This window comes from Pedobacter sp. UYP1, assembly GCF_040547305.1.
Lineage (GTDB): Bacteria > Bacteroidota > Bacteroidia > Sphingobacteriales > Sphingobacteriaceae > Pedobacter.
Window position 1 is genome coordinate 588,193 of record NZ_JBEPPL010000002.1, and the last position, 12,868, is coordinate 601,060.

9 protein-coding genes are annotated in these 12,868 nt (G+C 39.9%); 4 read left to right on the forward strand and 5 right to left on the reverse strand.

Going from position 1 to position 12,868, the window contains the following annotated elements:
- Positions 1–13: 13 nt before the first annotated feature.
- From ABIB30_RS06585 to ABIB30_RS06595, 3 genes are all read right to left on the reverse strand, one after another.
- Positions 14–3,358, reverse strand: coding sequence for a SusC/RagA family TonB-linked outer membrane protein (locus ABIB30_RS06585; RefSeq protein ID WP_354300403.1), 3,345 nt, complete (start codon positions 3,356–3,358; stop codon positions 14–16).
- 136 nt (positions 3,359–3,494) lie between these two features.
- Complete coding sequence (locus ABIB30_RS06590; protein WP_354300405.1) at positions 3,495–4,454, reverse strand: FecR family protein; 960 nt, start codon at positions 4,452–4,454, stop codon at positions 3,495–3,497.
- Positions 4,455–4,522: 68 nt separating this feature from the next.
- Positions 4,523–5,131, reverse strand: a complete 609-nt coding sequence (locus tag ABIB30_RS06595) for an RNA polymerase sigma-70 factor (protein ID WP_354300407.1) — start codon at positions 5,129–5,131, stop codon at positions 4,523–4,525.
- A gap of 451 nt (positions 5,132–5,582) precedes the next feature.
- Between ABIB30_RS06595 and ABIB30_RS06600 the strand changes: the two genes are divergently transcribed.
- The gene (locus ABIB30_RS06600) at positions 5,583–6,935 is read left to right on the forward strand and encodes an aminopeptidase P family protein (RefSeq protein WP_354300409.1); all 1,353 of its coding nucleotides are present in this window, start codon (positions 5,583–5,585) and stop codon (positions 6,933–6,935) included.
- On the opposite strand, the gene ABIB30_RS06605 is transcribed toward ABIB30_RS06600, so the two are convergent.
- Together ABIB30_RS06605 and ABIB30_RS06610 are read right to left on the reverse strand one after the other, a co-directional pair.
- The gene (locus ABIB30_RS06605; RefSeq protein WP_354300411.1) at positions 6,925–8,028 is read right to left on the reverse strand and encodes a glycoside hydrolase family 97 catalytic domain-containing protein; all 1,104 of its coding nucleotides are present in this window, start codon (positions 8,026–8,028) and stop codon (positions 6,925–6,927) included. The two genes, ABIB30_RS06600 and ABIB30_RS06605, sit on opposite strands and share 11 nt — an antisense overlap.
- Before the next feature lie 6 nt (positions 8,029–8,034).
- Positions 8,035–8,895: a glycoside hydrolase family 97 N-terminal domain-containing protein gene (locus ABIB30_RS06610; RefSeq protein ID WP_354300413.1), complete on the reverse strand. Its 861-nt coding sequence runs from the start codon at positions 8,893–8,895 to the stop codon at positions 8,035–8,037.
- A 310-nt stretch (positions 8,896–9,205) separates the two neighbouring features.
- Between ABIB30_RS06610 and ABIB30_RS06615 the strand changes: the two genes are divergently transcribed.
- From ABIB30_RS06615 to ABIB30_RS06625, 3 genes are all read left to right on the forward strand, one after another.
- Entirely contained in the window at positions 9,206–10,159 is a 954-nt protein-coding gene (locus tag ABIB30_RS06615; protein ID WP_354300415.1) for an endo-beta-N-acetylglucosaminidase H, read from the forward strand.
- 194 nt (positions 10,160–10,353) lie between these two features.
- Positions 10,354–12,363 carry a transketolase gene (gene tkt / locus ABIB30_RS06620; protein WP_354300417.1) on the forward strand — a complete coding sequence of 670 codons (2,010 nt, stop codon included), beginning with the start codon at positions 10,354–10,356 and terminating at the stop codon, positions 12,361–12,363.
- 290 nt (positions 12,364–12,653) lie between these two features.
- Positions 12,654–12,866 (forward strand): hypothetical protein, encoded by a 213-nt coding sequence (locus ABIB30_RS06625; RefSeq protein ID WP_354300419.1) that lies wholly within the window; start codon positions 12,654–12,656, stop codon positions 12,864–12,866.
- The last annotated feature ends 2 nt before the right edge of the window (positions 12,867–12,868 follow it).

Consider the following 12,868-nt stretch of genomic DNA (forward strand, 5'->3'; position numbering starts at 1 on the left):
TGATTAATACGTGTTAAAAATTCAGACTTGCACCAAACAGGAATGTTCTTGCTTGTGGGTAACGGCCTACATCTACACCATACTGATCCATGCCTACTTCAGGATCGAAACCAGAATATTTAGTAATCGTAAACAGGTTATTAGAAGTCACGTAAAGACGCAGATTACTTATTTTAGCTGCTTTTAAAAGGGTTTTAGGGAAGGTGTAACCTATGGTTGCACTCTTTAATCTTAAATAAGAACCACTTTCCAGATAGAAATCTGATGTGGTAGAGAAGTTTCCATTTGCATCACTTGCCGATATACGCGGAAGGCTGCTTCCTGTATTGGTTGGGCTCCATGCATCTAATACCCCTTTTAGTAAGTTATAGTTCTGACCACTTCCTGCATTCAGTCCTGTATATTTTAAAGCATTAAATAACTTGTTGCCTTTTACACCTTGTGCAAATAAATTCAGATCAAACCCTTTGTAACTCGCATTAAAGCTGAATCCATAAGAGAAATCAGGATAAGCGCTACCTCTGAATACCCTGTCATTGTTGTCAATTTTACCATCGTTGTTACTATCAACGAAACGGAAATCTCCAGCTTTGGCATTCGGCTGAATCATATTTCCACTCGCGTTTTTATAGTTTTTAGCTTCTGCATCCGACTGGAAAATTCCTGCCGTCTGTACCACATAGTAAGAATATAAAGGCTCTCCAACTTGTAAAAGAACAGGAGTCAATGTACCGCGTACATTAAAATTTACCGCCTGACTTGTTAAACCTGCTGGCAAAGAAACCAGTTTATTATTCATTTTAGTGAAGGTTGCATTAATGCTGTACTGGAATGCAGCTTCTGGCTTGTTATTGTAGTTCAATCCAACCTCAATTCCTTTATCTCTGGATAAACCACCATTTTTCCATTGTCCATCTACACCGGTAGTTCCTGATAAGGGCTGATAGATCAACATATCTTTCGTATCCTTAATGAAATAATCAGCAACCAGGTTTAACCTGTTTTTAAAGATACCGAGGTCAAGACCGATATTGGTTTGTTTAGATTTTGCCCAGGTTAAGTCAGGATTAGACAATACATTTTCATAATAACCTAAAAGCTGCGCCGGGTTCTGACCCATGTAGATTGTAGTTTTAGAAAGGGTAGGGTTCACTGCCTGGCTGGTTACACTGGCCAGGTTACCCAAAAGACCATAACTACCTCTGATTTTTAAATTACTGATCCAGTCCACTTTGTTCAGAAAATCTTCTCTGTTAATTACCCATCCTGCTGATGCAGAGTAATAATTAGCAAAACGATTTTGTGGTGCGACCAAAGAAGTTCCATCTCGTCTTCCAATTAGCGAAAGCAGGTATTTGCTTTTGTAATCATAATTTGCACGGGCAAAGAATGAGGTTAATGTTTCACTGGATACATTACTTTCAGGTAAAAAAGGTTTAGTCGCATTCACCATGTAGCGGTACTTTGGAGATTCATCATCAAAGCCTTGTGCAAAAACAGACAGGTACTCAGCATGTGTATTTTGGTAAGAGAAACCACCAATTACGTTCAGGTGATGTGAACCGAAATACTTGTCGTAAGTCAATACCTGTTCTGCTAGCAGGTCATTGCTGGTATTGGAAGTCTGTGTCAGCTGATTAAAGTCGAAAATTTTACCAATCTCAGGAACCTTGGTCTGGAAAGTTTTAGAGTCATTAATCCTTTTAGTGAAAGACAAATTGGAACGGAACTTAAGTCCTTTTGCTAAATCAAGTTCTGCATAAGGATTTGCTACAATTGTATTAACAGGGTTGTTTACATCTAATCTTTTCAGATATGCTACAGGATTGATAATATCTCCGTAAGCACCTGCATAAGCTAATGGTAAACCTGAAAATCCGCCTGTTGCAGTGTATGGGGCAACATTCGAAGGATAGAATATCGCTGAAATAATTGTTCCAGTATAGGCGCTTTTTGTGTTTGCTCCATTGATGTTAGGTGCATTTGAGTTCGACCCGTTTCCATTGGTATAATCATAGAATAAGTTTTCTCCTACTTTCATCCATGAATTGATGCGGTGTTCAGAGTTAATCCTGAAATTATAACGGTTTCCATAAGTGTTCAATAAAGTCCCTTCTGCTTTACGGTAATTGAAACTCAGGTAAAAGCTTGATTTGTCATTTCCACCAGTGATGCCCATGTTATAGTCCTGGATCAATCCCGTTCTGAAAATTTCATCTACCCAGTCTGCACGGGTAATTTGTCCATCAGGATATTTTACCGCATCGAAAGCATCTTTTCTTGGTATGCCCGCGTTATCGGCAGCCAGATTTGAAACATCAGCAAATTCTTTTGCGTTTAGTGATTTTAACTTTTTCCAGGCAGTTTGCGTGCCTACTTTAGCATCAAAAGTGATATTCAAATTCTGGTTAGCTCCTTTTTTAGTCGTGATCAGGATAACTCCTCCAGAAGCTCTTGCACCATAAATTGCCGCTGCTCCATCTTTCAGTACGGAAATAGATTCAATATCATTTGGATTCAGCACTGGCGTGCCATAAAATAATGAACCGTCAATTACATATAAAGGATTCTCTCCATTGATACCACCTTGTCCACGGATATTTACTTTAGCGGTGGCAGTAGGATCTCCACTTTCGCTCACTACAACTACACCCGGAGCCTTTCCTTGTAAAATACTACCGATATCATTTACAGATCTTGAATTTAATTTATCAAGTGATACCTCTGCTACTGCTCCGGAAACGGTGATTTTCTTTTGTGTACCATAACCGACTACTACAACTTCGTTTAACTGTGAATTATCTTCTGTTAAGATAATGTTGATGGTACCTTTTCCTTCAATTTTTACTTGTTGAGTTTTATAACCAATCATCGAGAAAATCAGCGCAGCTTCTTCTGGTGCTGAAATGCTGTATTTTCCATCCGCATTAGTTGTCGTTCCTAAAGTTGTGCCTGATACTTTTACCGATACGCCCGGCATCGCTAAACCGGTGGAATCTTTTACGGTACCGGAAACTGTACGGTCTGCTTTTTTTACAGGTGCTGGTATTTTTTTGAGAATCACATAGTCTCCTTTTTCCAGGCATTCAAATCCTAGTTTATGTAAGACTTTCTCTACCTTCTCTTGCTTAAAGGTTTCATTCAGTGCTGGTTTGTTGATCGACAACTGATCCTGATTGTAAACAAAATGAAGACCTGTTTTCGCTTCTATTTCTTTCAGGATAGCTTGTTGCGATTTGTCTTTGGTGATCGTTAGCGATACCAGGGCACGGTCTAATTTCTGAGCCATAGTGACAGAAGCGAAGAGTGTTCCGCAAAATGTGCAAATGACCGTGAAAATTAATAGAGAATACTTCATGGCTTTATAAAGGGCTGTTAACCTCTTACAGGAGGGTGTTTTCATGTTGTTAATTGATTGTTAGCGCGTTAATTGAATGATTGATTTTGAGGGGGCTGTATTGAACATTGCCGTTTAATAGGTTTGTATCAGTGTTTCATTGTTTATAGATTTTAAATAATTGATGAGCAGGATTGCTTTCATATTTAAGATTGTATAGGCTGCAAATGATGTTCAGAATTTCTTCTGGTTTTTGTTTGCTGTGGAAAGTTGCTGTACAGCCGAGATCCCCCAGGGAAGCTGGATTCAGTTCTATTTTTATGGAATAAATGTACTCCAGTTTTTGCAGCGCCTGACGCAGGTTTATGCCTTCAAATTCGATCCTGTTATCTGGAACTGGTGTCTGGCTGATGATCGCTGTTTCTTTGTTTTTGTCGTAAGTGATTTGCTGACCTTTGGTCAGTGTACCAAATATTTGGCTTTTATTTCCTACAGCTACTTTACCGGTGCTTACTGAAACATTCAGGGCATTGGAAGCTTTAAATGCGCGGATAGTAAAGGATGTACCAAGCACTTTTGTATAAAGTTTTCCTGGTAACTGTACGTTGAATGGACGTTTTTCATCATGAGTGATATTAAAAAATGCTTCTCCTTCTTCTAAAACGATCTCTCTGAAAGAAGCGGCAAACTTTGCCGGGTAAGATAACCTGCTGGATGGACTCAGCGTAATCTCTGAACCGTCTGCTAAGGTGATCGTCTTTTTCTCATTTGCTTTTGTACTGGCAATGCGCAGGATTAGTTGTGTTTTTTGCTGTGGATGGGGTACGGTTTTCCACCAGGCCAACCCAATGCTGCAAACCAGCAGGAGGGATGCGGCAATTTGAAGGAAAGTGTTGCTGCGGATGAAGGCTGTTTTAGTTTCAGGCTTTTGCTGCATGTGCTGTTGCAGGGTAATACGCATCCGGCGTTCTATAATGGCTTTCTGGTTTTGACTTAGTGTTTTGTTTTTTTCCTCATAGGAATTGTACCAGTTTTCAACCTGTTTAATTTCTTTAGGGGTCGCTTTAGCATCTAAATATTTTTTGAGCAGCTGCTCTGCAAGCTTTTTGTCTTCCATCTACCAACAAGTCAGCTAAAGTGAGCAGTGGTACCGGGTGATGGTGTTAAGGTTAGGTTACGGTTTTGTTAAAAGAAGAACAGAGTCAGATAGGCCAGTCTTTTTCTGATAATTTTTAATGCTGCGGTGAGTTGGTTTTTAACGGTCTGTATGGAAAGGTTAAGTTCTGCGGAGATCTCATTGTTTGATTTTTCCTGTTTCCTGCTCATGGAAAAGATCTGGCGCATGCGCTCAGGTAGTTCAGCTATTGCTTGATCAAGTTCTTTGTGAATTTCTTTGACTGCCAGTTCGTTAGTGGGGTGAAGGGGAGAGGTGTTGCCAATCAGGGCGTAAAGGTCTTCTGTGTATTTTTCTTTGGTCAGGTTCGCTTTGAAGTAGTTAATGACACGGTATTTTACGGAGGTTAACAGGTATGCGGAAAGGGTTTCCCTGATTTCCAGGGTTTCACGTTTTTCCCACAAGGAGATGAAGATATCCTGGGTGATGTCTTGTGCAATGTCTTCTGTACCAACACGTTTGTAGGCAGCGTCAAATACTTGCTCCCAGTGTGTCTTATAAATGGTGTCCATTGCGGTTTGATCGCCTTGTTTTAAGGAAGTCATCAGATCCATTGGTTGTGATTTTTTCGCAAAGATATTCTGGGGGTGTTGTCTTAATGTTACTTTAAAAACAAGCATAATATATTTTTGCCGGCGTTCCCAGAAACAGTAACAAGTTCAAAAATATACTATGCTTGTTTTTAACGTGCGTAAAAAGTGCGTGGTTGTGCGTGGAGGAGACAGAGATTGTGACTTGTTAAAGGAGAAAGAGGATTGTTATTGTCAGATAAAGAAGAGTTTTGACGAATCCTATAACAGACAATTTTAGCTTCATGACTACCTTTTATTCTGATAGGGTTCTGGCCAGGTTGTGGCTGAGTTTGAAGCGGGTTTGAAACCCGTGTCAAACTCAGCCACAACAGCACGGAAGATGCCTGTTATATACGGAGAGTACTTAAGGTACCTATTATTGAAGGAATCAGAGAGCAACTCTAATAGCTTTCAGAAATCTATCAAACGGCCGATGTAATAGTCGGATAGCAAAAGATTAACTTTTATTTGATAAATTTGACCTTATAAACAATCAGATATGTTCGCTAAAGAAGTCTACGAGGAAAGAAGAAATAAGCTTAAATCAGAGATAGGGGAAGGAATTATCCTTCTGCCTGGGAATGGGGAAAGCGGGATGAATTTCAGGGATAATACTTATCATTTTCGTCAGGATAGTTGTTTTCTTTATTTTACAGGGATCAGCAGGCCGGATTTGTGCCTGATCATTGACATTGATAACGACCAGGAGATTTTATTCGGGGATGAACTTACGGTAGACGATATCGTATGGACGGGTGCACTGGAAACTATAGAAGCTCAGGCGGAAAAGGCGGGTATTGCTTTTACAAGAAAGAAAATTGAAGTTATTAATGCTTTGGCTGGTAACAGGAAAGTTCATTTTCTTCCAGTTTACAGAGCGGAAACTTCTCTGAAATTGATGGATTGGGGATTAACCGGTGAAGCTTCGGTACCGTTAATTAAAGCAATTGTAGCACAACGTTCGATCAAGAGTGAGCAGGAGATACAAGAAATAGAAAAGGCGATTCATATCAGTACCCTGATGCAGTTGAAAGCACAGGAGATCGCGCGTCCGGGGGTTACTGAAAATGCAGTTGCAGCGCAGTTACAAGCAGTAGCTATTGCGAATGGCGGTCAGCTTTCTTTCCCAAGCATTCTTACCGTAAATGGTGAAATTCTGCATAACCATGCGGGTAATACTATTTTGAAGGATGGACAAATGGTCTTATGTGATTGTGGAGCAGAGAATGATCTGTTTTATGCGGGAGATTTAACACGTACTTTTCCGGTAGGTAAAACTTTCACCCCATTGCAGCAAGATGTTTATAATATTGTTCTGAATGCACAGTTAAAAGCAATAGAAGCACTTCAACCCGGTGTACTTTATAAAGACGTGCATTTGCTGGCAAGTGAGCATTTAGTCCGTGGACTAACTGATTTAGGCCTGATGAAAGGTGATCCTAAACTGGCAGTTGCAGAAGGAGCACATACTTTATTCTTTCAATGTGGTCTGGGGCATATGATGGGGCTTGATGTGCATGATATGGAGAATCTGGGAGAAGAATATATAGGCTATACAGCTGAACTGAAAAAGAGTAAAGACTTTGGGTTAAAGTCGCTGCGTTTAGGTAAAGCGCTTGAACCGGGTTTTGTCGTTACTGTTGAACCAGGGTTATATTTTATACCCGTATTAATAGATTTATGGGCTGCAGAAAACAAGCATGCTCAATTTATTAATTATGATAAAGTGAAGCAGTTCAGAGATTTTGGTGGAATAAGGATTGAAGATGATTTCCTGATTACAGCAACGGGAAGCCGTCTTTTAGGCCCCCCGCTGATCAAAACTGTAGAAGAGTTGCACGCTAACCGATAGGAGTCAGAATAGCGGCATATCCGCCACCTGCTGCCATATCGATGTGCAGGATTTCTCCGGCAGCTACTTCTTTACTGATGATTTGATAGTCGGCAGCATGTTTGCCGACATTAATTCCATCCTGAAGGATTTCAATTTTATACTTTTTACCATCCAGAAAAGTCAGGGGGATATCAAAACCCCTTGCATCCCAGTTGGTCATCCCGCCAATATACCAGTTGTTTCCATTTTTGCGGGCGACAACTGCATACTCCGATATTTTACCTTCCAATGCAATTGTTTTATCCCAAACTGTAGGGAAACGGGCAATGTAATGGGTATAAACAGGCTCTCTTAAATAATTGGAAGGATTGTCACATAACATCTGCAATGGGCTGTCATACAAAACATACATCGAAGTTTGGTGCGCTCTGGTTCCTCTGCTCATCGGAGAAGTCATGCTGACATGAAATTCATCTTTATTCGAGTTTAGCATGGCCCCTGGTGTATAATCCATCGGCCCGGCGACCATTCTTGTAAAGGGCAGGGTTGTATTATGAACAGGAGTGATGGTTTCTTCCCACTTGTTGTTTTCCATGCCTTTGACCCCTTCATAATTAATAACATTGGGGTATTCCCGGTTGAGCCCTACTGGTTTATAAGCTCCATGCAAATCCAGCAAAAGTTTTCGTTTAGCAGTTTCCTGAGCTGCTCTCTCGTAAAAATTGACCATATACTGATCTGCTCTTGCCATGAAATCTACTTTTACGCCCTTAACACCCCATTTCAGATACTGATCCAGAATGGCCTCCATATTCTGATCGAGTGGTTTCCATAGTGCCCATAAAATTACCCCTACATTTTTGGTGGCAGCATATTTAACCAGCCCTTCAATATCCAGCTGCGGGTTTGGTGCAAGCAGGTCGGTAGTAGCTTTTGACCAGCCTTCATCAAGAATAATATATTCCAGGCCGTAAGCTGAAGCAAAGTCTGCATAATATTTATAGGTTTCAGTATTCATACCTGATTTAAAGTTTACACCGTAAATATTGTTGTCATTCCACCAGTCCCAGGCTACTTTACCCGGTTTGATCCAGGCTGTATTGGCCAGCACGTTCGGTCAGGCAAGTTTGTAAACCATTTCATTTTCCAGTAATTCCTTATCAGAAGAAGTGATGATGATTGTTCTCCAGGGGAAAGTCCTGTTTCCGGTCGTTTTTGCATGGTAGGCCGCTTTTCTGACAATAACCTCTGCACGATCTGAGTTTGGCTTTGGACTGGCCTCCAGAATAACTTTAGGAAAACGGCCAGTTAAGGTTTTTGTACCAGTTCCATACAAAAAGAGGTTGGGATAATCATGAAGATCGGCCTCTGTAATGACCATTTTTGTCCCTGCCGGGGTAGCGGCATACAAAGGCAGATAACCGTATTGCTCAGCGGGAATTTCCTGAAGTTTTGCAGGCTTAAAATCCCCTTCATAATGGGATTGCAATTCGGGATTATCATCCTTAGGAAGATAGACTTGGCAGTTCTCCTGGAAGTTGAAAGCTACTTCTTCGTAATTGACCTCAATAGGCTTCGGGCCCAATTCAGTTACAAAACGATAGGCAACACCATCGTTATAAGCTCTGAATTCGATAGCATAATTGCCCTTCATCTGAAGCCTCAGTTCATTATATACTTCGGGGATGAGCTTGTTGCGGACCGGTATAATAGAGACAATAGTTTGATTCACAGCTTTACTGATAGTTTTAGACACCACAGGTATAATGCCAGGGTTTCTGCCATCTTTTAAAATTATACTCATTGCGCTGGGTTTAATCAGTATCTCCTGATCTTTGAGCACTGACCAGGTAATGTTTTTGCCAACCGAAATATTGATAGTGATTTTTTTATCAGGCGACCTTAAAACGTAGTTTTTGGAAAATGCCGCTGTCTGAAAGAACAGCGCAAAGCATAATAATTGAATTGTTTTTAACATAGCGGAGTTGGTTGTTGAGATGCGTAAATAGTTAGATGTCACTAAAACATATTAGCTTATTGTGTTGATTATTAGATAAATATAATTATTTATTCGAAGGTCAGAAATGTTTAAAAGCAACTGTTCAACGGTCTCTTTTACTGCTCATTCAGTACCTGTGGTAAAAGAAAATCAGGCTATTGGTTTGTTCAAATCAATCTCCTAACTTAGCTATGCTTAAACGTTTTATCTACTCGAACGTTCCGGCAGATTTTATTCAACAATAACCAAATATTTAAACAACAATTAATCATCTACCAAATTAATTCGTATGAACAAAAAAATCAATGCAATCTTAAAGAAGACTGCAATTACTTCGGTAAGTCTTGTCCTTTTAATGGCTTCAGCATGTAAAAAGGATCAACCAGTAAATCAAACTCCTGATCAGAACCTTTCTTCCAATCAAACTAATGCCATAGGCCAGGCCGGCCCTGTTGGGGTTTGTTATGTAGAAGTAAACAGCAATGATATGTTAGAGGTTGGTAAATACAAACTGGCAAATGGCAAACAGTTATTTGATATCGGAATAATTTTCGCTGCCAACATTAATTATAACACGACTACACAAAAAGCAGAGTTGTTTTTTAACCCACAAGTTACCAGTGTATTAAATAACAAAGCCACTAAAATTAAACCGTTGCAAGATAAAGGCATTAAAGTAATGCTTTCTGTTTTAGGTAATCACCAGGGAGCTGGTTTTGCTAACTTCCCTAATCAGGCAGCTGCACAGGCATTTGCACAACAATTGAGTAATGCGGTGACTACTTATGGTTTAGACGGGATTGACTTTGATGATGAATATTCAGAATATGGTAACAATGGAACGGGACAACCAAATTCAAGTTCTTTTGTATACCTGGTTACTGCGCTTCGTCAGTTAATGCCAAATAAAATTATATCATTCTATAATATCGGACCTTCAGCTTCTAACTTATCTTACAATGGCGTAACGGTTGGTTCTAAAGTGAACTATGCATGGAACCCATATTACAGTACTTATTCTGTTCCTAATATTCCAGGTTTGACTAAAAGCCAGTTAGGCCCTGCGGCAACTGATATCCAGGCCACCAGCGTAAATACTGCAACTACGAATGCAACCAGAACTGTAAACGAGGGCTATGGTGTTTATCTGTACTATAATCTGACAGGTACTAATAAAAGCACTTATTTATCAAGTATATCAAAAGCATTATACGGTGGTCAGGCTACAACCTATACTCCATAGTATTTCTGTAACACACACACCAAGAATGAAAGAGGGGGCGCTGATAGCGCTCCTTTTTTTGTTTAAGGTTTTGAGTATTACTGATTAAAAATCAGTACCCTGTTTTGTTTATCGGTATTCTGTAAAAAATGCATTTGTTTAAAACAAATCGGGCATAGCGATCGTAGTAAAAGTATCACAATAAATACTTAAAAATGGATTCGAATCTTAACATTGAAGAATTAGCAATTAATACTGTACGTACCTTATCAATTGATGCTGTACAGAAAGCGAACTCCGGACACCCGGGTATGCCTATGGGTGCTGCGCCAATGGGACATGTATTGTATGCGCATTATATGAAGTATAATCCTAAAAACCCGGATTGGGCTAACAGGGACAGGTTTATTCTCTCAGCAGGGCATGGTTGTATGTTACAGTACAGTTTATTGCACCTTACTGGTTTTAATGTAACTATTGATGACCTTAAGAATTTCAGGCAGCTGAACAGTAAAACTGCTGGTCACCCTGAATATGGTTTAATTGACGGTGTTGATGTCACTACCGGGCCATTGGGACAAGGGTTTGCAAATGGTGTAGGTTTCGCAATCGCCCAAAGACACCTTGCAGCAAGATTCAACAGACCGGGATTTGATTTATTTGATTATAAAATTTACGCCATCTGTAGTGATGGTGATATGATGGAAGGGGTAACTTCTGAGGCTGCTTCTTTAGCTGGCCATCTGGAATTAGGTAATCTGATCTATCTATATGACGACAATCATATTTCTATCGAAGGAGATACTGATATTGCCTTTACAGAAGATGTGACCAAACGTTTTGAAGCTTATAACTGGCATGTACAGGAAATAAGTGATGGAAATGATATTACAGCAATTATCAATGCGGTAAGGAATGCCAAAGCGGAAGTTCATCGTCCGTCATTAATTAAAGTCCGTACACAAATTGCTTATGGCAGCCCTAATAAAGCAAATACTTCAGGGTCCCATGGATCTCCACTAGGGGCAGATGAAATTAAGCTGGTTAAAGAGTTTTTTGGCTTTGATCCTGCAAAATCATTCTTCGTGCCACCAGAAGTTGAGGAGTTCTATCAGGCTGCCGGAAAAAAAGGAACTGAGGCTAACGAAAAATGGGATGAGTTATTTGCCCAGTATAAAGTGGCGCATCCTGAGCTTGCGGAAGCTTACGAACAAGCGTTTAAAGGCGAATTGCCAAAAGACTGGAAAAAATCCTTGCCTGTATTTGCTCCTTCTAAAGATAAAATGGCAACTCGTCAGGCTTCAGGAAAAGTGCTGAATGCAATCGCTGCCAGTTTACCTGGATTAATAGGAGGTTCGGCAGATTTAGCCCCGTCTACGGATACAAATCTTAAAGAATATACTTCCTTTACACCGGAAGACCGTACAGGACGTAACTTCCATTTTGGCATCCGTGAGCATGCGATGGGTTCAGCTTTAGTAGGAATGGCTTTAACCAGAGGGGTGATTCCTTTTGGGGCAACTTTCCTGATGTTCTCGGAGTATATGCGTCCGCCGATCCGTTTAGCTGCCATCATGAAAATCAGACCTATCTTTGTATATACTCATGACAGCATCGGTTTGGGAGAAGATGGGACTACGCATCAGCCTGTGGAACAACTCATTTCCTTAAGATCTATACCAAACATAACTTTAATCCGTCCGGCAGATGCCAATGAAACGGCTCAGGCGTGGAGGGTAGCACTTGAACATAAAGATGGGCCAGTTGCTTTAGTTTTTACCAGACAAGGTTTACCTGTGTTGGACCAGGAGAAATATGGTAAAGCAGAAAACCTTGAAAAAGGAGCTTACATTCTTTCTGAGGCTGAAGGTATAGCAGAGCTTATCTTGATCGCAACCGGTTCGGAAGTCGCTTTAATCCTGGACGCACAGGCAAAACTGAAAGAAGAAGGAATTGCTGCGCGTGTAGTCAGTATGCCGTCGTGGGAGCTCTTTGAAAAACAAGATGCCGCTTATCAGGAAAAAGTGTTCCCAAAAGCTATTCGTAAGCGTTTGGCAGTAGAAACTGGTTCGCCATTAGGCTGGCATAAATATGTAACCGACGAAGGAGATATCATCGCTATGCATACTTTCGGAGAATCTGCTCCTGCAGAAGAACTTTACAAAGTATTCGGTTTTACGATTGATAATGTAGTGACTAAAGCAAAAGCGCTGCTAGGTAAATAAAAACAGCGTTTAAAAACTGTAAAAAAGCCCCTCAATGATAATTGAGGGGCTTTTTTTATGGGATGATCTGTCAGTAGCAACTATTCCTGTTGTTAATTAAGTGTTAAAGATTATGGAGCGATTAAAGTAATGTTGCTTGGATTCAATTTAAGGACATAAATATTCTTTCTGTATCAGTGATTACTATTTCAACATGATTTATCCTTACAAAAAGTCATTTGGTGTAACTAATATTGCTTTTTGTGTAATAAATTAGTTTAAAGCATTATTTTTTTATCTTTTTATCATAAATGCTAAAGATTGATATGTATTATGAACAATTATCAGAAAACCAGAAAAGAAAAACGACCCTGACTGAGCGTGATAAATTGAATGATACATTACCCCTGTCTTTCCTGATTATGAAAGTAAAATCTCAAAAGTTACTGCTCGAAAAAATGCTTTATTTCGTCTTTTTATTCCAACCATCAAAAGACAGTAGAGCGGCAGGCAAAATAAATTAAAA